The 20,622-nt window shown below is 60.5% G+C and carries 20 protein-coding genes; 6 read left to right on the top strand and 14 right to left on the bottom strand.

The features are described from left to right. The 3 genes from QD461_RS16730 to paaN form a co-directional block, all read right to left on the bottom strand. A partial coding sequence (locus QD461_RS16730) for a helix-turn-helix domain-containing protein (protein WP_414088733.1) occupies positions 1-160 on the bottom strand: 160 nt, incomplete at its 3' end. A gap of 106 nt (positions 161-266) precedes the next feature. Further along, complete coding sequence (locus tag QD461_RS16725; protein WP_414088728.1) at positions 267-2,345, bottom strand: 3-hydroxyacyl-CoA dehydrogenase NAD-binding domain-containing protein; 2,079 nt, start codon at positions 2,343-2,345, stop codon at positions 267-269. 51 nt (positions 2,346-2,396) lie between these two features. Then, entirely contained in the window at positions 2,397-4,058 is a 1,662-nt protein-coding gene (gene paaN, locus QD461_RS16720; protein ID WP_414088727.1) for a phenylacetic acid degradation protein PaaN, read from the bottom strand. A gap of 100 nt (positions 4,059-4,158) precedes the next feature. Between paaN and paaG the strand changes: the two genes are divergently transcribed. From paaG to QD461_RS16700, 4 genes are all read left to right on the top strand, one after another. Next, positions 4,159-4,947 (top strand): 2-(1,2-epoxy-1,2-dihydrophenyl)acetyl-CoA isomerase PaaG, encoded by a 789-nt coding sequence (gene paaG / locus QD461_RS16715; RefSeq protein ID WP_414088726.1) that lies wholly within the window; start codon positions 4,159-4,161, stop codon positions 4,945-4,947. Continuing rightward, positions 4,944-5,387: a hydroxyphenylacetyl-CoA thioesterase PaaI gene (gene paaI / locus QD461_RS16710; protein WP_414088725.1), complete on the top strand. Its 444-nt coding sequence runs from the start codon at positions 4,944-4,946 to the stop codon at positions 5,385-5,387. The genes paaG and paaI overlap by 4 nt, the downstream gene beginning before the upstream one ends. Before the next feature lie 144 nt (positions 5,388-5,531). Beyond that, a complete protein-coding gene (paaK, locus tag QD461_RS16705) occupies positions 5,532-6,842 on the top strand; it encodes a phenylacetate--CoA ligase PaaK (protein WP_414088724.1) in 1,311 nt (436 codons plus the stop codon). A gap of 105 nt (positions 6,843-6,947) precedes the next feature. Beyond that, positions 6,948-7,544: a TetR/AcrR family transcriptional regulator gene (locus QD461_RS16700; RefSeq protein ID WP_184706207.1), complete on the top strand. Its 597-nt coding sequence runs from the start codon at positions 6,948-6,950 to the stop codon at positions 7,542-7,544. Positions 7,545-7,615: 71 nt separating this feature from the next. Here QD461_RS16700 and QD461_RS16695 read toward each other — a convergent pair whose 3' ends face one another. The 11 genes from QD461_RS16695 to QD461_RS16645 all read right to left on the bottom strand — a co-directional run bounded on the left by QD461_RS16695 (position 7,616) and on the right by QD461_RS16645 (position 17,169). Continuing rightward, positions 7,616-8,230, bottom strand: coding sequence for a phenylacetic acid degradation protein PaaY (locus QD461_RS16695; RefSeq protein ID WP_414088723.1), 615 nt, complete (start codon positions 8,228-8,230; stop codon positions 7,616-7,618). Then, a complete protein-coding gene (locus QD461_RS16690; protein ID WP_414088721.1) occupies positions 8,231-8,749 on the bottom strand; it encodes an acyl-CoA thioesterase in 519 nt (172 codons plus the stop codon). Positions 8,750-8,753: 4 nt separating this feature from the next. Next, the gene (paaZ, locus tag QD461_RS16685) at positions 8,754-10,811 is read right to left on the bottom strand and encodes a phenylacetic acid degradation bifunctional protein PaaZ (RefSeq protein ID WP_414088720.1); all 2,058 of its coding nucleotides are present in this window, start codon (positions 10,809-10,811) and stop codon (positions 8,754-8,756) included. A 68-nt stretch (positions 10,812-10,879) separates the two neighbouring features. After that, a complete protein-coding gene (locus QD461_RS16680; RefSeq protein ID WP_414088719.1) occupies positions 10,880-11,635 on the bottom strand; it encodes a Phenylacetic acid catabolic protein in 756 nt (251 codons plus the stop codon). A 29-nt stretch (positions 11,636-11,664) separates the two neighbouring features. Continuing rightward, positions 11,665-12,741, bottom strand: a complete 1,077-nt coding sequence (gene paaE / locus QD461_RS16675) for a 1,2-phenylacetyl-CoA epoxidase subunit PaaE (RefSeq protein ID WP_414088718.1) — start codon at positions 12,739-12,741, stop codon at positions 11,665-11,667. Between the two features lie 25 nt (positions 12,742-12,766). Next, entirely contained in the window at positions 12,767-13,291 is a 525-nt protein-coding gene (gene paaD / locus QD461_RS16670) for a 1,2-phenylacetyl-CoA epoxidase subunit PaaD (RefSeq protein WP_414088717.1), read from the bottom strand. A 9-nt stretch (positions 13,292-13,300) separates the two neighbouring features. Next, positions 13,301-14,083: a 1,2-phenylacetyl-CoA epoxidase subunit PaaC gene (paaC, locus tag QD461_RS16665; RefSeq protein ID WP_414088716.1), complete on the bottom strand. Its 783-nt coding sequence runs from the start codon at positions 14,081-14,083 to the stop codon at positions 13,301-13,303. Continuing rightward, positions 14,083-14,367, bottom strand: coding sequence for a 1,2-phenylacetyl-CoA epoxidase subunit PaaB (gene paaB / locus QD461_RS16660; protein ID WP_414088715.1), 285 nt, complete (start codon positions 14,365-14,367; stop codon positions 14,083-14,085). Before paaB ends, paaC begins: the two co-directional genes overlap by 1 nt. A 30-nt stretch (positions 14,368-14,397) precedes the next feature. Continuing rightward, a complete protein-coding gene (gene paaA, locus QD461_RS16655) occupies positions 14,398-15,405 on the bottom strand; it encodes a 1,2-phenylacetyl-CoA epoxidase subunit PaaA (protein WP_414088714.1) in 1,008 nt (335 codons plus the stop codon). A 299-nt stretch (positions 15,406-15,704) separates the two neighbouring features. Then, the gene (locus QD461_RS16650) at positions 15,705-16,595 is read right to left on the bottom strand and encodes a PaaX family transcriptional regulator C-terminal domain-containing protein (RefSeq protein WP_414088713.1); all 891 of its coding nucleotides are present in this window, start codon (positions 16,593-16,595) and stop codon (positions 15,705-15,707) included. Between the two features lie 94 nt (positions 16,596-16,689). After that, a complete protein-coding gene (locus tag QD461_RS16645) occupies positions 16,690-17,169 on the bottom strand; it encodes an Lrp/AsnC family transcriptional regulator (RefSeq protein ID WP_414088712.1) in 480 nt (159 codons plus the stop codon). Positions 17,170-17,287: 118 nt separating this feature from the next. On the opposite strand from QD461_RS16645, the gene QD461_RS16640 reads away from it, so the two are divergent. Both QD461_RS16640 and QD461_RS16635 read left to right on the top strand, forming a co-directional pair. Then, positions 17,288-19,366 (top strand): transketolase C-terminal domain-containing protein, encoded by a 2,079-nt coding sequence (locus QD461_RS16640; protein ID WP_414088711.1) that lies wholly within the window; start codon positions 17,288-17,290, stop codon positions 19,364-19,366. Positions 19,367-19,368: 2 nt separating this feature from the next. Beyond that, positions 19,369-20,592 (top strand): dihydrolipoamide acetyltransferase family protein, encoded by a 1,224-nt coding sequence (locus tag QD461_RS16635; RefSeq protein WP_414088710.1) that lies wholly within the window; start codon positions 19,369-19,371, stop codon positions 20,590-20,592. Positions 20,593-20,622 lie beyond the last annotated feature (30 nt).

The following is a 20,622-nucleotide window of genomic DNA, read 5'->3' as shown; positions in this document are numbered from 1 at the left end:
CCGCACCGCCAGTGCTGATCCGATCCAGAAGACGACGGACCTGGCGCGTGCTCAGATCAAGCACATGCGCCGCCGACACCAGCGTCATGCGGCCGGCGATCACCTTCGACAAAATCTCGATCCGCTGCAGATCGCGCTCGCTCATCGCAATCAGTCCCATCCGCAATCTCCCAGGTCATCAAAAACCCGGGGAGAGTGACATTCCAACTTTGCAAAAACAGGACACTTCAACTTTGCGGCTACACACGTTTCGCAGATAAGGTTTGTTATGGAACTGCACCGGCGGAGCCAGCAGCTACCTTGAAACTATCGCGCTCGGCAGCCAGTCGCAGACCGTCGCAAGCTGGATCTGCAAGGCTCTCGGTCGCGAGACGATCCAATACCGTGACAATTTCGGCGAGGCCGCGTGCCTGCGCATAATGCATTGGGCCGCCGCGCCAGCGTGGAAAGCCATAGCCATGGATCTTGACGAGGTCGATGTCGGCTGCGCGAAGCGCGATGCCTTCTTCCAGAAGGCGCGCTGCCTCGTTCACGATCGGCAGGATGATGGCATCGGCGATCGACGTTTCGTCCCAAGTTCGCTGCGTCAGTCCAGCAGCCTCCTGGGCAATGATAGCCGCAACCGCGCTCGAGGGCTGCGGCGTGCGATCACCAGGCTGATAATCGTACCAACCGCCATTCGATTTCTGGCCGACGCGCCCCATGGCACAAAGTCGGTCGGCGACAGGCGCAAACGGCGCTTCACCGCGTCCGCGCGCGGTCTTGCGTTGAAAGGCCGCAATATCGAGACCACCAAGATCCTGGGCCTCGAATGGCCCCATCGGCAGGCCGAATGCACGCATCGCGGCATCGACGGTGGCGGGCGTCGCGCCGGAGAGCAACAGACGTTCCGCCTGTGCGCGTGTGACCTTGAGAATGCGATTGCCGATAAAGCCGTCGCAGATGCCTGCGCGTACGGGAATCTTGCCGAGCAAGCGGGCAAGCGCAAAGCCACTCGCCAGCACGGGCAGCGCCGTCGTCCTGGTCGGGACGATTTCCAAAAGCTTCATGACATGGGCAGGGCTGAAGAAATGCAGACCCAGAAAGCGCTCTGGATGCGCAAGGCCCTCCCCGATCTCGTTCGGATCGAGATAGGATGTGTTTGTTGCCAGTATAGCGTCGGCTCGGCAGACACGAGACAATTGGGCAAAGACCGCCCGCTTGACGACGAGATCTTCAAACACCGCCTCGATAACGAGGTCCATATCCGAGAGTGCGCCATAATCACCCGTGCCGGTGACCCCTGCCATGCGCTCCGCCGCGATCTCAGGTGAGATACGGCCGCGCTTTACAGCGTTCTCGAAGATCTGGCCGACATTGGCGAGGCCCCGTTCAACGGCCGTTGCGTCGCGCTCGACGAGAACAACCGGCAGGCCGGCGTCCCTGAGCGCAGCAACGATGCCGGCTCCCATGGTGCCGCCACCGATGACAGCGGCGGAACCAATATCGTGCGGTGCCACGTCCGCAACTTCCGGAGGACGAGGTGCGGCACGCTCGGCGAAGAATATATGGCGCAGCGCGGCGGCTTGTGCGGAGCCGCGCAATTCCAGAAACGTGTCGCGTTCGAAGGCCGTTGCTGTCAAAAAATCTACCTCGCTTGCCGTCCGAATACAGGCGAGCGCACGAAGCGGGGCGACTTCCCTCTTTGCCTTCGCAGCGACAGCCTTTTCCGTCCGTGCCCAGAAATCACTTTCGACCGGCGGAACGCTGCGCTCACGGATCGGCTGTGGCCTCGGTTTTCGGGATACCTCCCCTGCAAAGGTGACGGCTGCCGGCAAGAGATCTCCCTCGATCACTGCGTCGACAAGGCCAAGGTCTCTCGCCTTTCCAGCTCCGATCGCAGTCCCACTGGTCACCATGTCAATCGTGGCCGGAGCACCGATCAGCCGTGGCAGGCGAACGGTGCCGCCGGCGCCGGGAACAATGCCGAGCTTTACCTCTGGCAAGCCGAAGTTCGCCGACGCGGCGGCAACGCGATAGGCGCAGCCGAGCACCACCTCGAGCCCACCGCCAAGGGCACTCCCGTGTATCGCCGCTATCCAAGGCTTTTGTGCATTCTCCATGCCGGTGACGACGTCGGGAAGATGCGGAGGGACCGGCGGTTTGCCGAACTCGTTGACATCGGCCCCGGCGATGAAGGTACGGCCGGTACAGATAAGCACGACAGCATCGACGGTTTCGTCCGCGTCAATGCTGGAAACAGCCTCTACCAGCGCCTGTCGCAATGCCTGCGAAAGTGCATTCACGGGCGGGTTGTCGATGGTGACGACAGCGATTGCGCCTTCATGCGTAATTGTGACGGTCATGGTCTCACAGGTCTCGTTAGCCGATGTCGTTGGCGGTCCGCCAAAGGAGGATTAGGCCGCAGCAGGTCGCCGCCACATCGCAATGCGAAAGCGATTGGCAACAAAGGCTGTATCCGTCAAGCTGGCATTGCCCGCCGGGTTCGCGCCGGTCACGTGGAAATCGCTGAAGGCCGCGCTCTGATTCACATAGATGCCACCGGTCAGATTGACCGACAGATTGACACCCGCTTTCGCGAAGCGGTCGGCTGCTGCCAGTATGCTCGCCTCTTCGGTTTCATAGAGAGCGGCCGTTATCGCGCCTCTTCTTTCCGCAAGTTCGGCCGCGCGGTTCACGCCCTCAGTCACATCATCGACAGCGACGATGAAGACAATCGGGCCGAAACGCTCCTCGCTATAGGCGGCCTCGGCGGCAGCATCGACGGAGAGGATGAGCGGCGTCGCTGTGCGTGCGTCGTCCAAACCCTCGATCGGCGCGGAATCGCGAACGATGCGGCCGAGCGACCGGGCCTCGTTCACCCTCGCAAGCGAAGCCGGATTGGCGATGGCACCGCAAATGCCGGCCGCGCGCGCCGGATCGGATAATAAGCTGTCGATGGCTCCAGCGATGCCGGCGGCAACCGCATCGAAGCTCTTGTGCCCGTCATCCGTGGAAATCCCGGAGCGCGGTACGAAGATATTCTGCGGAGCCGTGCACATCTGGCCGCTGTAGAGAGAGAGCGAGAAGGCGATGTTGCTGCACAGGCCAGCGAAATTGTCGGTCGCGCCGATGACGATCGAATTAACGCCAGCCTCTTCCGTGTAGACATCAGCCTTACCGGCATTAGCCCTCACCCACGAGCCGAAGCTGTTGGAACCGGTATAGTCAATGATCGCAGTCGCCGGATGCTGCACGAGGTCTTTCGTGATCTCGAAGCCCATCGTGTCGGCGGCAAGCAATAGGGCGTTGGCATCGAAACCTTCTTCGGCAAGCACCTGCCTGACGATCTCGACCGTGATGGCAAGCGGCAATATCGCCGCCGGATGCGGCTTGACGATGACGGTATTTCCGGTTGCCAGGCTGGCAAACAAGCCCGGATAGCTGTTCCAGGTCGGAAAGGTATTGCAGCCGATCACGAGGGAAATCCCGCGCGGCACGACACGCCAGTGCTTCTCGAGAACGATCGGCTCCCCCTTGCCTTGCGCTTTCGTCCATATCGCTTGCGCCGGAGTGCGGGTCATCTCGGCGTAGGCATAGGCGACCGCTTCGAGGCCGCGATCCTGCGCATGCGGGCCGCCAGCTTGAAACGCCATGGCAAAGCCCTGCCCCGTCGTATGCATAACGGCATTCGCCATTTCGAAGCTGCGGGCATTGAGGCGGGAGAGCGCTTCGAGGCATATGCCGATGCGGGCCTTGGCCGGTGCTGCAGCCCATTGTGTTGCGGCAGCCTGTGATGCCGAAACGAGTAGCTCCACGGATGCGCTCGGATAGCTGATACCAAGCGACGGCCCATAAGGCGATACTTCAACGCCAACCGAGCTCTGCGCCGGATGTCCGGCAATCTCGAACTGTTTTCCGAGCCTGGCTTCGTAAGCTGCTAGACCGTCGTCTCTGGCGGTTTCGCCATAGATCTTGCCGCTTGGGATTTCGGGATAGGCGGACCAGTAGTCGCGTTTGGCGGCCGCATCCATCGCACCCTGCAATGTCGTAAGATGCCGCTCGGAAAGTGCTGTCATCTCTATTCCTCCCTTTCGCTGTTTTTATAATTGACTGACCGGTCGGTCTATGCAAGAGTTTTTTCACGGTCACCGCTGGGAAAGGTGACAGGGAGGATACATGTCCGATTCCGACACTGTTCTATCAGTCCTTGCCGATGGCGTTTTGAGCCTCACGCTCAACCGACCCGACAAACTCAACTCCTTCAATGAGGATATGCACCTTGCGCTGCGCGCCGGCTTTGAACGCGCACATAAGGATGCGGATGTCCGAGCCGTTCTTCTGACGGGAGCCGGCCGCGGCTTTTCCGCTGGCCAAGATCTCGGCGATCGCGACCCGCGCAAGGGTACGCCAGATCTCGGGAGCACGATCGAGACCTTTTACAACCCGCTTCTGCGCCTGATCCGCAGCCTGGAAAAGCCTGTGGTCTGCGCGGTTAATGGTGTGGCCGCCGGCGCGGGGGCGAATATCGCCTTTGCCTGTGACATTACCCTTGCAGCCCGTTCGGCCCGGTTCATCCAGGCTTTCGCTAAGATAGGCCTTGTGCCGGATTCCGGCGGTACATGGAGCCTCCCCAGGCTCATTGGCGAAGCGCGTGCCAAGGCACTGGCGCTCACGGCAGAGCCATTGGACGCAGAGACGGCTGCAGGTTGGGGGCTGATCTGGCGCGCAGTGGACGACGACAAGCTGATGGATGAGGCAAAGGCGCTTAGCGTCCGGCTTGCTTCAGGCCCGACATTGGGCCTTGGCCTGACGAAACGCGCCATTCAGGCGGCAGCGACCAACTCGCTCGACGAGCAACTCGATCTCGAACGTGATCTGCAGCGCGAGGCCGGCCGCAGTGCCGATTATGCGGAGGGGGTCTCAGCTTTCCTCGAAAAGCGCAAGCCGGAGTTCAAGGGACGATGAGCCTTACTGAAAATCTCTCGCCGCAAGAGCTCGCGCAGGCTTGTGCGAAATCGATGTGGGAAGACGATAACGCCACTCGCCTCCTCGGCATGGAAGTGACTGCGGTAGCGCCGGGCGAAGCCACAATTTCGATGGATGTGACCGAGGCAATGACGAATGGTCACGGCACCTGCCATGGAGGCTACATCTTCACTCTGGCCGACTCGGCCTTCGCCTTCGCCTGCAACACATATAATCAGCGCACCGTCGGCCAGCACTGTTCGGTGACCTATATCTCGCCGGCTTTCAGGGGCGACCGGTTGACGGCGGCGGCTCGTGAGGTGTCGCGCCGCGGACGCGGCGGTATCTACGACATCGCGATTACCAATCAGCATGGCGAGCAGATCGCGGAATTTCGCGGCCACTCACGCTCGGTCAAGGGTACGCTTCTGCCTGAGTAGACTTCGCTTCGGGAGCATCTAACGCATTTCCAGGAAGAGCGCGCAGCTGCTCTTCGTCCGGAATGTGTAGGACAACAAGAGGATGGAGCTTTTTCGGCTTCGAAGAGAAGCGAAGTGGCCCTGGCATTTCTGGAGGAGACTTTCATGGAAAACCTATCACCGCGGGCCGGCGAGCTCGAGGCCATCGAGACAGCCTCGCGCGACGAGATTTCCGCGCTGCAGCTTGAGCGCATGAAATGGTCGCTCACCCATGCTTATGAGAACTCGCCCTTTTATCGGCAACGCTTCGATGAAGCGGGCGTTCATCCCTCCGATCTCAAGAGCCTATCAGACCTCGCCAAGTTTCCCTTCACGACGAAGAAGGATCTACGCGATACCTATCCTTTCGGCATGTTCGCCGTACCGCGCGAGAAGCTGGCCCGCATTCACGCCTCCTCCGGCACGACAGGCAAGCCGACCGTCGTCGGCTATACGGCCAAGGATATCGACACTTGGGCGACCGTCGTTGCGCGCTCAATCCGCGCCGCCGGCGGCCGTGCTGGTGATCTCGTGCATGTCGCTTACGGCTATGGGCTGTTCACCGGCGGCCTTGGCGCGCATTACGGCGCCGAGAAACTCGGCTGCACGGTGGTGCCGATCTCGGGTGGCATGACGGAGCGGCAAGTCACGCTGATGCAGGATTTCAAGCCGCGCATCATCATGGTCACGCCCTCCTATATGCTGTCGATCCTCGATGAATTCCGCCGCCAGGGCATCGACCCCAGAGAGAGCTCCCTCGCCGTCGGGATCTTCGGAGCAGAGCCCTGGACGAATGCCATGCGCGATGAAATCGAGCAAGCCTTCGATATGCACGCCGTCGACATTTATGGCTTGTCGGAAGTCATCGGACCAGGCGTCGCCAGCGAATGCGTCGAGAGCAAGGACGGCCTGCATATCTGGGAGGATCATTTCTATCCCGAGATCATCGACCCGGTGACCGGCGCCGTCCTGCCGGATGGCGAACTTGGCGAGCTGGTCTTCACCACCTTGACCAAGGAAGGGCTGCCGATCATCCGTTATCGCACCCGCGACCTGACGCGGCTCCTGCCCGGCAGCGCGCGCTCCCTGCGCCGCATGGAGAAGGTGACGGGGCGGTCCGACGACATGATGATCCTGCGTGGCGTCAATGTCTTCCCAACGCAGATCGAGGAACAGATCCTCAAATGTCGCGGGCTTGCGCCGCATTTCCAGATCGAACTGACGCGCACCGGCCGCATGGACAACATGACCGTTCATGTGGAATGCACCCTGGAGGCAGCCGACGAAGCCGCACGCGGCGTTTCGGCAAAGGAACTCACCCATCACATCAAGAGCGTTGTCGGTGTGACGACGAAGATCATCGTCCACGCGCCGGGTGGTGTCGCGCGCTCGGAAGGCAAGGCCAAACGGGTCGTCGATAACCGCCCGAAAGAGTGATTGATATCTGGACCGGGATAGCTCGATAAAGATTTGATTGTATATAGGAAGAATCGGCCGCCCGCGGCCGTTATGGCCAGTAGGGAATGAACAGAGCAGGACAAGATGGCACGCACGCGCGCAGTTGATTTCGAGGAAAAGCAGCGTGGTATCCTGGCGAGCGCCGCGGCTGTTTTCGCCGAGGTCGGCATGGAGAAAGCCTCCATGTCGATGATCGCCTCGCATAGCAATGTCTCGAAGGCCCTGCTCTATCACTACTACCCCGGCAAGGACGCGCTGATTTTCGATATCGTGCAGACGCATCTGACGGAGCTCGAAAGTGCAATCGAGGCGGCGGATCGCACCGATATCGCACCGCAGGAACGGTTGGGCTTACTGGTGAAAGCCGTGTTGAAGAACTATGAAGGCGCCGACAACGAGCATCAGGTGCAGTTGAACGGTACCCATGCCCTATCGCCCGAGCAGCTCTCTGAATTACGCATGATCGAACGCCGTATCGTTAAACGCTTCTCCGGCATCATCGAAGCCCTTAATCCAGATCTGAACAAGAACAGGCCGTTGCTGATGCCGGTCACCATGTCGCTCTTTGGAATGATGAACTGGGTCTACATGTGGTTTCGACCGAATGGGCCGATCACCCGCGACGAATATGCCGATATCGCCACCACCCTCATCCTCGAGGGGGTCAAGGCCGTCCGTTGACGGAGCATGATGCCGAAAAGTGTGCGCGGTTTTCGGGCGACATCTTGCTCAATCCTTGATTCCAGAGCGGATCAATCACCGAGCTTCATTCTCTCGAGAACAAGCGGATCATATTCCGGCGCGCGAATGCGGCGGCGGTCCGGCTCGGGCGCGGTCAGTGCTTCAACCGCCACCAGCTTCTCCTTCGCTTCCAATGCCAACCGCTGATAGATCGCGGTACCCTGGCGCTTCCAGGCGATTTCCTCTGCCGTAAGTTCTCGCACGATACGCGCTGGCGAGCCGACCGCCAGGCTGTTTGCCGGGATTTCCGCGCTGGCCTTAACGAAGGCCATGGCTGCAACGATGGCGTTTTCACCGATGACGGCCTCATCCATGATGACCGCGTTCATGCCGACCATCGCATTGGCGCCGATCTTGCAACCGTGCAGCACCGCGCCATGACCGATATGCCCCGCCTCCCCGATCGTGACTTCCAAGTTCGGAAAACTGTGCACGACACAGGTCTCCTGCACATTCGAGCCGCGCTCAAGCACGATGCGCCCGAAATCGCCCCGCAGCACAGCACCCGGGCCGACATAGCAGGCTGGACCGATGATGACATCGCCGATGACGATTGCAGCCGGGTGCACGAAGGCGGCCGGGTCAATGACCGGTATCACGCCATCATAGGAATAGATCTGCGCCATTCAATCGCCTCCCAAACCTTCCACATCCCGACCGGTTTCGGCCACTGATTCAAGCCGTTGCGCGAATTCGCGACGCAGGGTGCGGCGTAGCTGAGCGGCCTTGTGTCGACGGATATCGACCGGCGTTGCCGGCACCAATTCGGGCACGCGGACCGGGCGGCCAGCTTCATCGACGGCAACCATGGTGAAATAGCAGGAGTTCGTGTGGCGGCGCTCGCCGGAGCGGATATTTTCCGCCTCGACCCTTATGCCGACCTCCATCGACGTGCGACCTGTATCGTTGATCGAAGCGCGGAAGGTGACGAGTTCGCCGACATTGATCGGCTCCTTGAACAGCACCTGATCGACCGAGAGCGTTACCGCATATTGCTTGGAATAGCGCGACGCACAGGAAAAGGCGACGCGATCGAGCAAATTCAAAAGGGCGCCGCCATGCACCTTTCCGCTAAAATTCGCCATATCCGGCGTCATCAGTACGGTCATTTCCAGGCGATGCGGGTCTTGCTCGATCGTCGTCATGCGCTCACTCTCTCGTTTTCGCCACCATCGTCAGAACGTCATAATGCGCGACGACGGCGTCCAGCTGGTTTGTTACCTTGCAATCCCAGCGCACCTCGCCATGCTCGGCATTGGCACGGGGATTGATCTCCTTGCAGGTCAACTGCACCTGGAGCGTATCACCCGGATTGACCGGTGTCAGGAAGCGCAAATTGTCGACGCCGTAATTTGCAAGGACCGGACCTGGCGCCGGATCGACGAAGAGGCCGGCGGCGAAAGAGACGATGAGATAGCCGTGGGCGACACGACCGTCGAAGAATGGATTGGCCTTTGCGGCTTCCTCATCCATATGGGCGTAAAAGGTGTCGCCGGTGAAGCTGGCGAAATGCTCGATATCGTCGAGCGTGACCGTCCTTTTAGCGGTGACGAGCTGATCGCCGATCTTGAGTTCGGCGAGCGACTTGCGGAACGGATGTTCACTGCCGGTCTGCGCGGCGGCCCCTTCCATCCAGCGACCGGTGATCGCCGACAACAGGCGCGGTGTGCCCTGGACGGCCGTGCGCTGCATATAGTGCTTCACGGCTCGGATACCGCCAAGCTCCTCGCCGCCGCCTGCGCGGCCCGGGCCACCGTGGACGAGGCCTGGCAAGGGAGAGCCATGCCCGGTGGAGCTCTTGGCGCTTGCACGGTTGCCGATCATCACACGGCCATGGAACGGCGCAAGACCAAGAACGACCTCCTCGACGAAACCGGGGTCATTGGTGAAGACGGAGGCAACGAGGCTGCCCTTGCCACGCCGGGCCAGATCGACCGCCTCTTCCGCCGTATCGTAAGGCATCACTGTGCTGACGGGGCCAAAGGCCTCGACGTCATGGATGGCACGGGCGGCACTCGGCTTGTCGCAATAGAGGAGCACCGGATTGAGAAAGGCACCTGCCTTCGCGTCGCCAGACATGACGCTTGGATTGTCGGGATCGCCGCCGACGATCTCGGCATCGACGGCCATGTCGCGGATGCGGGCACGCACTTCCTCGCGTTGATCGAGGCTCGCGAGCGGCCCCATACGAACCGTCTCGTCGGCCGGATTGCCGATCGCGGTCTTGTCGAGACGATCGTTCAAGGCCGAAATAAGGGCTTCGCTATAGGCTCGCGGCGCAATGACGCGGCGGATGGCCGTGCATTTTTGACCGGCCTTCACGGTCATCTCGCGGGCGACTTCCTTGACGAAGAGATCGAACTCCTCCGTGCCGGGGCCGGCATCAAGGCCAAGAACGGCCGCATTGAGGCTATCTGCCTCCATGGTGAAGCGAACGGAGTTTTCGATGATAGCCTTATGCGTCTTGAGACGCTGGCCGGTCGCTGCGGAACCGGTGAAGGTAACGACATCCTGGCCTTCGACATGATCAAGGAGATCGCCGACCGAACCGCAGACAAGCTGCAGCGCACCTTCCGGCAGCAGGCCGGTCTCGATGATGCGGCGAACCATGAGTTCGGTGAGGTAAGCGGTCTGGCTCGCCGGCTTGACAATGGCGGGAACGCCGGCAAGCAAGGTCGGCGCCACCTTTTCCAGCATGCCCCAGCAGGGGAAGTTGAAGGCGTTGATGTGAACGGCAACACCCTGCAGCGGGCTTAGAATATGCTGCGCGGAAAAGCTCTGATCCTTGGAGAGCTGCTCCACGTCGCCATCGAGCAGCACGCGCGCATTCGGCAGCTCGCGCCGGCCCTTGGAAGCGTAGGACAGCAGCGTTCCGATGCCACCTTCGATATCGACCCAGCTATCGGCCCGCGTGGCGCCCGTTGCCGTCGAGAGCGCATAGAACTCTTCCTTCCTCTCGAGCAGAGCCTGTCCGAGCGCCTTCAGCATTGCGGCGCGCTCATGGAAGGACATGCGTCTGAGCGCCGGACCGCCCTTGTCGCGACCATGCGCCAGTGTCTGCTTGAAATCGATGCCGGAGGAATCGATTGACGCAACGGGTGCACCGGTCGAGGCGTCGAGCAGCGGTACGCCCTCCTTGGCACCGGCGACCCAAGTGCCTCCGACATAGCTCTCAAGCCGGCGCGGCTGGTTTGCCATGATGTTCATCCGTGTTTCCTTCCTTCATTTTCCGGCAATCCCGAATGGAGGTCGCCAGGCGGTTTTCCTGGGATCGCCTAAATCAATCCGAGCGCAGAGAGTTGCGCATCGACATCGGCCTGCCATACGGCAAGCAGGGTTTCATTGGGTTGATGGCGCAGACCGAAGCGCGACAATGTTTCGAAGCGGGCGGAACCGGCATGGCCAAAACTCTCCGCAACGCGCGGATACCAATAGGCGACCGAAGCGCGTGCCTTCACCCGTCCCTCGTCATTGGCAATGATGCGGGCAAGACCTGCAGCACCGAGTTCCGCGTGCCGTCTTTCGCGCGGCAGAATGGTACGAAAGACCTCGGCCAACGGCTGGTAGGATACACGCCCCAACTCTTTCAGCTGTACGGTGCTGGCCGCCCCCATCAGAACGTTCATGACGACCGCATCCATCCAGCCCTCGAGCGGGTAATGGAAAACGGAAAGCCGCATGTCACCGCCTTGCCTCACAGCGCCGATGTCGGCGTCACGGGATAGCCGCGCCGCCCAGGGATGGTGGATGGCATAGCGGCCGCCATCGACGCCGAAGGTCTCCATGATTTTCAGGACCTGTCCGGCGTGGTCGGTCTTTTCCAGCACGATGCGCGCTGCGGAAATCCGCTCCTGAATGCCGGGCGCGTCGTTGATGATATCGGCAAAGCCGGCGGAGCCGGCCAGTTCGCTATCGACGAAGCTTGCCATCAGCCGCAACAACTCGCCGCGATAGCGCGGGGGCACATTGTCGGGCGAGGACAGCACGCCGCCCTCCTGCAGATATTGCTCGATCGGCATCGTCTCGGACATTTCGTTCCTCCCTTCGATGCGGTTTGGCGCTACTGGTCGTAGCTGACAACGATGCGGTCGGTGAGCGGATAGCACTGACAGGTCAGCACGTAGCCCTGGCGCACCTCGTAGTCTTCGAGCGCGTGGTTGACCTCCATCTCGACCTCGCCTTCGAGAACCTTGGCGCGGCAGGTGGAGCAGACACCGGCCTTGCAGGCATAGGGCACATCCATCGCGTTTTCGAGCGCGGCATCGAGCAGGCATTGGCCATGCTTTGGGAACTTGAAGACGCGCGTCGCGCCGTCGAGCGTCACGGTTGCCTCGCAGCTCGTTTCGTGATCGGCCGCGGCGGCGCTCTCCACTTTACGGCGTGCACGGCCGGGCTGCGAGGACGCAAACAGCTCGAACTTGATCTGGTCGTCCCGCATGCCGTGCTCGCGCAGCGCCGCAGCGATTGCGAGCATCATCGGCTCGGGGCCGCAGATGAAGGCTGTCGCGACCGACGTCAGATCGATCCAGTGCTTGAAGAGCGCCTTGCATTTTTCAGCGTCGATCCGGCCGGTGAACAAATCGATTTCCTGCGCCTCGCTTTCAAGGACGTGCAGGACCGAAAGGCGACCGAGATAGAGGTTCTTCAGATCCTCCAGCTCTTCGCGGAACATGATCGAGCTGATCTGCCTATTGGCATAGACCAGCGTGAAAACCGAGTGGGGCTCGCGCGCCAGCACCGTCTTGATGATCGAGAGAACCGGCGTGATGCCGCTGCCGCCGGCAAAGCCGAGATAATGCCTTGGGACGTCAGGTTCGATGGGGGTGAAGAAGGCGCCCATCGGCGGCATGGCTTCCAGCGTGTCGCCTGCCTTCAGGTTTTCGTTGATCCAGGTCGAGAAACAGCCGCCATCGACACGCTTGATGCCGACCTTCAACACGCCCTCATCCTTGCCGGCGCAGATCGAATAGGAACGGCGCAGCTCCTCGTCATCGAACTTGCGGCGGAAGGTCAGATACTGCCCCTGCGTGAAGTCGAAGACAGCCCGATCCTCCTCGGACGGCGCAAGCGTGACGACGACCGCATCGCGCGTCTCGCGGCGTACATCGGTGACGGTCAGGGGATGGAAACGTGCCATGGATGCGGGCCTCGTCCTGTTGGGGTCAAATGCACTTGAAGTAGTCGAAAGGTTCCAGACAGTCGCTACAGCGATAGCTCGCCTTGCAGGGCGTCGAGCCGAACTGGCTGATCTTTTCCGTATTTGCCGATCCGCAACGCGGGCAGGCGATCGTGAGGTTCGAGCGGCCGGCGAGCCGGTCGACACGCTTCATCAAGATGCCGTCGGCAGCCGTGCCGTCGATCGGTGGGGCGATGCCGTAGGCGCGTAGTTTCTCGCGGCCCTCGGCACTGATCCAATCCGTCGTCCAGGCCGGCGACAGCCGTCGCTCCAGCCGCACCCGGTCGACGCCTTTCTCGGCGAGCGCGCGTTCGATATCGAGATTGATCACGGTCGTTGCAGGACAGCCCGAATAGGTCGGCGTCACCGTGACGACAAGCGTATCCTCCTGCCAGCCGACATCGCGGATGATGCCGAGATCGGTCAGCGAAATCACCGGGATCTCCGGGTCCGGCACTTCCGATAGCCAATGCCAGATCTCTTCGACCGGAGGGTGGAGTGCGGTCGCCATGCCAGCCTCCTACCAGGTTGCGCCCGGATAGGCGCGCTGCAGGAATTGCAGCTCAGTGAGGATGAAGCCCAGATGCTCGGTATGAACGCCACGGCGGCCACCCTTATGCATATAGCCATCCGCCGGACGTTTCAGCGTCGCTTCCGTCAGCGTGTCGGAGACGATCTCGTCCCAACCGGCTTTGAGGCTTTGCGGCTCCGGGATCACGCCGGCCTGCACCAGCGCTGCATCGGCGGCATCGCCGACGAACATTTCACCGGTGAACGGCCAAAGTTCGTCCAGGGCTTCCTGCATGCGGCGATGGCTTTCGGCCGTGCCGTCGCCAAGGCGGATGATCAGGTCGCGGCTGCGATCGAGGTGATAGCAAACCTCCTTGAAAGCCTTCTCGGCGATCTCGGCAATGCGCCGGTCGGTTGAGCCTCTCACCCCCCTCAGCAGCAAATAGTGCCAGGCATCAAAGAGAAATTGCCGCATGAGTGTCTTGCCGAAATCGCCATTGGGGCGTTCGACCAGCAGGATATTGCGGAACTCGTAACCGTCGCGCAGATAGGCAAGATCATCGGCCGAGCGGCCGTTGCCCTCCACCTCGCCCGCGAGCCCGAGCCAGAGTTGGGTCTGGCCAATCAGGTCGAGTGCGGTGTTGGCGAGCGCAATATCCTCTTCCAGCGCCGGCCCGCGGCCACACCATTCGGAAACGCGATGGCCGAGGATCAGCGTGTTATCGCCGATGCGCAGGAGGAATTCGACGAGAGCGGCCTGGTCGGCCGCCGGATCCAGTGCAGCGGTTGCCATCACATATGCCCCACTTCATCGGGGATGTCGAAGAAGGTCGGATGACGATAGACCTTGGAATTGGAGTGATCAAACAGCGGCCCTTTCTCCGAAGGCGCACTGGCGGTGATCTCGGACGAGCGCACCACCCAGATGCTGACGCCTTCGTTGCGGCGGGKATAAACATCGCGCGCATTGTTGATCGCCATTTCGGCATCGGGCGCATGCAGGCTGCCGACATGGCGATGGTTGAGGCCATGCTGACCACGGATGAAGACTTCCCAAAGCGGCCATTCGCTGGACATGTTTTTCACTCCCTGAAAATTCGACCCGCCTTATTCGGCGGCGATCCTGGCGGCGGCACGGCGCTCGGCCGCTTTCTCGGCATGCGCCGTCAAGCCGTCGCGGAACCACGCACCATCATCCCATGCTTGCTTGCGGGCATTCAGCCGCTCCGCATTGCACGGGCCGTTGCCGGCGATCACGTTGAAGAACTCTTCCCAGTCCGGCTCGCCGAAATCATAGCCGCCTTTCGTATCGTTCCACTTCAGATCGGGATCGGGGACGGTCAGGCCGAGATATTCGGCCTGCGGCACGGTCTGGTCGACGAACTTCTGACGCAGTTCGTCATTGGAATTCTGCTTGATCTTCCAGGCCATCGACTGGGCCGAATGCACGGAGGCATCGTCCGAAGGGCCGAACATCATCAGCGACGGCCACCACCAGCGGTTCAGCGCATCCTGCACCATGGCTTTCTGTGCCGGAGTACCCAGCCTCGCCATCTTCATCAGGACATCGAAGCCCTGGCGCTGATGGAAGCTCTCCTCCTTACAGATCCGGATCATCGCCCGCGAATAGGGACCGTAGGAACAGCGCTGCAGCGGGACCTGGTTCATGATAGCAGCGCCATCCACCAGCCAGCCGATCGCACCGATGTCGGCCCAGGTCAGCGTCGGATAGTTGAAGATCGAGGAATATTTGGCCTTGCCGGAATGGAGCTGCTCATACATCTCGTCGCGGCTGATGCCGAGCGTTTCGGCGGCGCAGTAGAGATAGAGACCGTGGCCCGCCTCGTCCTGAACCTTGGCAAGCAGGATCGCCTTGCGCTCCAGTGTCGGAGCGCGCGTAATCCAGTTGCCTTCGGGAAGCTGGCCGACGATTTCGGAATGGGCGTGCTGGCTGATCTGGCGGATCAAGGTCTTGCGATAGCCTTCCGGCATCCATTCCTTCGGCTCGATCTTCTGTCCGGCATCGACGCGTTCCTGAAAAGCGCGCTCCTGAGGATCCATCTCGTCGAGGGAACGGATGCGGGTGCCGTCGGTTTTCACCATCTGTGCGTACATTGATCTTTCCTCCGTCTTCGCGCGTCGAGCGCGCTTGAGAATGATCGCAGGCCTACGGTTGTCCTGAGGCTTGCCGGCAAGGCCGACGCTTCACGCTACCAACAGTATAGGCCTGTTTTTCGTTCTCCTCCACGAAACCTCACATCGTCAGTCATCGAATTAACCGACCGATCGGTCATTGTATTAGCATGCGATATGTCACAATTCAAATCAAATTTCAGAAATTTTTGTGACATTTGAGGTGCCTGGGCCGACGTCAACGGCGACAGCATCGCTATATGATTGAACAGATTGAGCTTTCAGCGAAACTCGAGGCGACTGAGCCTTGCTTGGCTGGCAGAGGTCGTCTCCTGAAGGGTGCCGGCATCATTGACGAAATAGCGGCCGACATAGCCCTCGGCCTTTTGGGAGAGGCGCAAATAGAGATCGGCAAATAGGTGTCGCGCCTCGTCGCCCGGCCAACCCTCCGGCAAAGCCGATTTGGGAAGATGCGGCTCGCGCAGCATGATCAGGCGGTACTGATGAACGAGGAGCAGCCGTGCGATCAGGCAATCGAAGGATGAGAGGACTGCACAATCCGCGACACTTTGGGAAAACGACCCGAAGCGACGCAGGAAGTCATGATAGGCTTCGGCAAAGCGCGGCAGGTTCCAGGCCTCTTCGGCGAATTCCCTCAAGGCGCCGTTCTCGGTTGCTAGCTGGGCATCGAAGACCACGACGCGCCCCGGCAAAGGCGGCGCCGGATGCGTTCCGACCGCCAGGCGCGGATTCAATCTCGCAAAGCCATCCCGCTCCAGACCCTGCATGATCTCCTCGGGAGCAGGACCATTGATAAGGACGAATTGCCATCTGACCTGCGGCTCAGGCCCGTAGAACAGGCTGGCGGCTTGCGAGAACTCGGCTTGTGCCGTCTCCGTCAGCCGGTAGAAGCTGCGGCGCCCTTCCCGTTCGCCCACAAGCCGGCCCGCCGTGACCAAGCGCGAGACTGCAGTCCGCACCAGCGTTTCCGTAATACCGACGCTTTTGCAGGCCTCGATGAGGTTGCCGATCCAGACCACCCCTCCCCGCGGCTCGACGACGTCGCCATAGATCGTGACGATGAAACTCGCCGCCTTGATGGGCAGATCGACGAGGAGCGCTTCAACCGCCTCGTTCAGACCATCTCCGGGTTTCACATTATCAGGTGACAATCGAGCTCTGCTCCGCATCTGCAAACTGCAGGTCTATTAGCTTGGGTCGGCAGTCCTGTTCAAGGCAAGCAAGTGCCAAAGGAAGATACGCCTACTATCGCGACGCATTCGTCGGCAAGGCCGTCGTATATTTCACGCATTTCAATGAGAAGTGCGACGAGGAACTGAGGACCGCTTCATGCGTCAGGATGCCCCGCATCAAAAGCCCTTCATATTCCCTGACATCAGCCACGACAGCGCGGATAAGATAGTCCCATTCACCGGACATGGAATAGCATTCAAGAACTTCGCGATAGCTCGCTATGAACTGCTCGAAATCGCGACGGGTCGCAGGGTCATGTGTCTTCATCTTGACCTGGCAGAAGACGTTCAACCCCTTGCCGATCTTGTCGGCGTCGACGAGACGAACCGTCCGGCCCAGCACGCCGGCACTTTCCAGCGCCTTTATTCTTCTCCAACAGGAGGCAGGCGATGCGCCGACCTTTTCGGCAAGTGCCGCCTGGCTGATATCGCCATCTTCCTGCAGCACGCGCAGAATCGCCCTGTCGACATGATCGAGATCGAAATCTTCCATTCAAAAAATCGCCATTTATGAAACATGGATTTCAAACTCTATCCCGAAAACAGAAAGATTGAAAGGAATAGCGCGAGGGTTTGAATTAGAATCATTGGGCCATTTGGAGGAGGATCACATGGCCCAGCTAGCCGTCAGGAAGCATGAGAGGAACGCACCAGACGATCGCATCGATTGGCGCAAGGTCGCCTATCTCGTCCAACTGTCCCGGGCACTCGATGAGATGGAGGAAAAGCGGCTCGTTCCGGAAAAGAAGGTTCTCTATCAGTTTTCCGCGCGCGGTCACGATTTGGCGCAGATCCTTTTGGGGACGCAGCTTACCGGTCTGCACGATGCCACTTGCGGCTACTATCGCTCGCGGCCGCTTCTGCTTTCACTTGGCGTTGATCCGGCCGATGCGCTCGGCTCCGCCATGGGCCGAGCCGGCGGCTATTCCGACGGACGCGACATCGGTGTCGTCTTCAACTATCCGAACCGCGCCGGTGCGTCCGCTCTGCCCATGTGTGGTGGCGTTGGCGCTCAATATACGCCGACCGCCGGCTGGGCACAGGCGATGAAATATTACGCGACGACGTTGGGTCGTGGCGACTATTCCAAGGATATTGGCGTCGTCCTTGGCGGCGACGGCTCGGTTGCCTCCAACGGCTTCTGGGCGGCGCTCACCGCCGCAACGACACAAGCATTGCCGATGCTGTTCTATATCGAGGACAATGGCTTTGGCATCTCAGTCCCTTCGACAATCCAAACGCCCGGCGGCAATATCGCCGCCAATCTTGCGAGCTGGAAGAACCTCGCGGTTTTTGATGGCGACGGGTGCGATCCGGCTGAGGCAGCAAACCTCATACAGGACGCGGTCTCCTTTGTCCGGGAGGAGCGCAAGCCCGCTCTGCTGAGGCTGACGGTTCCGCGCCTTGAAGGCCACAGCTTTCAGGATACGCAGACCTACAAAAGTGAGGAGACGGTCAGGCGTGAATGGGAGCGCGATCCACTGCCGCGACTGAGAGATTTCCTTGTCCCGGCGGTCATGACGACGGAAGAATGGAGCGCTTGCGAAAGCGACGCACGACAGATGGCCGAAAGCGCTCGCGCCGCAGCTGAACAAAGACCGGTTGCCGATCCCTCATCGGTAACCCGCCATGTCTTCTTCGATGGCGAAATGCAGGTGATGGGCGGCCAGTATCCGATGGGGTATGTGCAACTGGCGACAACGACGGACGCCGAGACATCCGGTGTCCGCATCAACATGGTCACCGCCATCCGCAAGACCCTCGAACACGAGATGTCGATCAACGAGCGGGTGGTGATCTTCGGCGAGGATGTCGGCCCTAAGGGCGGGGTCCATGCCGTGACGCTCGGAATGCAGGAAAAATTCGGTGACGAGCGGGTGTTCGACACGTCTCTTTCCGAAGAGGGAATTATCGGCCGGGCTGTCGGTATGGCGCTCGCCGGGCTCGTGCCGGTTCCCGAAATCCAGTTTCGCAAATATGCCGAGCCGGCTACCGAGCAACTGAACGATTGCGGCACCATTCGCTGGCGCACCAGCAACCGCTTCGCAGCACCAGTCGTGGTCCGCATGCCGGGTGGATTCTTCAAATGCGGCGATCCCTGGCATAGCCAGACCAACGAAGTGGCTTTCGTCCATCAGCCCGGCTGGAAGGTGGCGGTTCCATCCAATGCGACAGATGCCGTCGGCCTGCTGCGGACCTCGATCCGCGGCAACGATCCCGTTATATTCTTCGAGCACCGAGCAATGCTTGACCATGCCTGGGCGCGCCGCCCCTATCCAGGTGACGATTTCGCGCTGCCTTTCGGCAAGGCAAGTCTCACCCGCACCGGCAATGACATCACGATCGTGACCTGGGGTGCCATGGTGCAGCGATGCGAGGAGGCGGCCGAGGGCATATCTGCCGATATTATCGACCTCCGAACATTGATGCCCTGGGATCAAGAGGCCGTGCTTGCCTCCGTCGCCAAGACCCATCGATGCCTCATCGTTCACGAGGACCTCGGAACCGGCGGATTTGGCGCCGAAATCTCCGCCGTCATTGCCGACAAGGCCTTCATGGATCTCGACGCCCCGGTCTCTCGCCTGACCATGCCGGATATTCCAAGCCCGCATAATCCTGTTCTTCTCGATTGGGCCGTGCCGTCGACGGAGCGGATCGCCAAGCGCATTGCCGAATTGCTGGAGTTTTGAGAATGGCCAATTCGATTGAAATCACGGCTCCCATCGAGCAGGAAGGCACGAAGGCCATCGTCCGGAACTGGCTGAAGCAGATCGGCGATCATGTCAAAGAAGGTGATGCACTCGTCGAGCTCGAAACCGACAAGGTGACGCAGGAAATATCAGCGCCTTGCGACGGTATCCTGAGCGAAATCGCGATGGCCGACGGCGACGATGCAATGCCCGGGGCGATGCTTGGACGCATGATCGTTCCCGCCAATGGCACGACAGCCGAAGCGTCGATTGCCCCGACGCAGGTGCAGCCTGGGCTGACGGTAGCCAACACCCCGTATTATTCGCCCGCAGTGCGTCGGGCCGCCATGGAATATGGGATCGATCCGGCCACGCTTATGGGTAGTGGCAAGGGCGGGCGCGTGACGCGCGCCGACATGGAAAACGCGCATAGGGCGGACACGGCAGTCCTCTCACAACCGCAACCTCAACCGGTTGTCGCGGAACGTAGTGCCATGACGGTTAAGTCCTCACCGGCGTCGACCGACGGTCGCTCCCGGATCGTGCCGCATTCCGCCATGCGCCTCTCAATCGCTAAACACATGGCGCAGTCCCTTGCGACAGCCCCGCAAGTCACGGCGATCTTCGAGGCAGACTTCACGGCGATCATGCGCCATCGGGCGACCCACAAGGAGCGCCTGAAATCTCAGGGCATAAGCCTCTCATACACCGCATACTTCGTCGCAGCCTCCGTCGCGGCAATGAGAGTGGTGCCCGAGGTAAACAGCCAGTGGCACGACGAAAGTCTCGAAATCTTCGAGGACGTCAATATTGGCATCGGGATCGCACTGGGCGACAAAGGCCTGGTGGCGCCGGTGATCCGGCAGGCCCAGGCCCTGTCGCTTGAGGAAATTGCGGCCGATTTGCAGGACCTGACAAGTCGGGCACGATCCAATGCGCTCAAGAATGACGATTTGAAGGACGGAACCTTCACAATTTCCAATCACGGGGTTTCCGGATCGCTGCTGGCATCCCCCATCATCATCAACCAGCCACAATCGGCCATTCTCGGGGTCGGCAAGCTGGAAAAGCGCGTCGTCGTCAGAGAAGTTGATGGGGTCGACGCCATCCAGATCCGACCGATGGCTTATATATCTCTGACGATCGATCACCGCTCACTCGACGGCCACCAGACGAATTCCTGGCTGACCGAATTCGTCCGCACTCTGGAGAGCTGGCCTCATTAGCAACAAGCCTTGGCCGGGATATGTTCTATA

Source organism: Rhizobium sp. BR 314 (assembly GCF_047445805.1).
GTDB lineage: Bacteria > Pseudomonadota > Alphaproteobacteria > Rhizobiales > Rhizobiaceae > Rhizobium > Rhizobium lusitanum_B.
Note: the sequence above shows the minus strand (reverse complement) of the source record. Positions and strands in the feature narration are given on the sequence as shown.

Excerpts from the sequence above, each read along its gene's own strand:
- QD461_RS16725 (WP_414088728.1), bottom strand. The coding sequence starts at position 2,345 with ATGACCGTCACAATTACGCATGAAGGCGCAATCGCTGTCGTCACCATC.
- paaN (WP_414088727.1), bottom strand. The coding sequence starts at position 4,058 with ATGACAGCACTTTCCGAGCGGCATCTTACGACATTGCAGGGTGCGATG.
- paaG (WP_414088726.1), top strand. The coding sequence starts at position 4,159 with ATGTCCGATTCCGACACTGTTCTATCAGTCCTTGCCGATGGCGTTTTG.
- paaI (WP_414088725.1), top strand. The coding sequence starts at position 4,944 with ATGAGCCTTACTGAAAATCTCTCGCCGCAAGAGCTCGCGCAGGCTTGT.
- paaK (WP_414088724.1), top strand. The coding sequence starts at position 5,532 with ATGGAAAACCTATCACCGCGGGCCGGCGAGCTCGAGGCCATCGAGACA.
- QD461_RS16700 (WP_184706207.1), top strand. The coding sequence starts at position 6,948 with ATGGCACGCACGCGCGCAGTTGATTTCGAGGAAAAGCAGCGTGGTATC.
- QD461_RS16695 (WP_414088723.1), bottom strand. The coding sequence starts at position 8,230 with ATGGCGCAGATCTATTCCTATGATGGCGTGATACCGGTCATTGACCCG.
- QD461_RS16690 (WP_414088721.1), bottom strand. The coding sequence starts at position 8,749 with ATGACGACGATCGAGCAAGACCCGCATCGCCTGGAAATGACCGTACTG.
- paaZ (WP_414088720.1), bottom strand. The coding sequence starts at position 10,811 with ATGAACATCATGGCAAACCAGCCGCGCCGGCTTGAGAGCTATGTCGGA.
- QD461_RS16680 (WP_414088719.1), bottom strand. The coding sequence starts at position 11,635 with ATGTCCGAGACGATGCCGATCGAGCAATATCTGCAGGAGGGCGGCGTG.
- paaE (WP_414088718.1), bottom strand. The coding sequence starts at position 12,741 with ATGGCACGTTTCCATCCCCTGACCGTCACCGATGTACGCCGCGAGACG.
- paaD (WP_414088717.1), bottom strand. The coding sequence starts at position 13,291 with ATGGCGACCGCACTCCACCCTCCGGTCGAAGAGATCTGGCATTGGCTA.
- paaC (WP_414088716.1), bottom strand. The coding sequence starts at position 14,083 with ATGGCAACCGCTGCACTGGATCCGGCGGCCGACCAGGCCGCTCTCGTC.
- paaA (WP_414088714.1), bottom strand. The coding sequence starts at position 15,405 with ATGTACGCACAGATGGTGAAAACCGACGGCACCCGCATCCGTTCCCTC.
- QD461_RS16645 (WP_414088712.1), bottom strand. The coding sequence starts at position 17,169 with ATGGAAGATTTCGATCTCGATCATGTCGACAGGGCGATTCTGCGCGTG.
- QD461_RS16640 (WP_414088711.1), top strand. The coding sequence starts at position 17,288 with ATGGCCCAGCTAGCCGTCAGGAAGCATGAGAGGAACGCACCAGACGAT.
- QD461_RS16635 (WP_414088710.1), top strand. The coding sequence starts at position 19,369 with ATGGCCAATTCGATTGAAATCACGGCTCCCATCGAGCAGGAAGGCACG.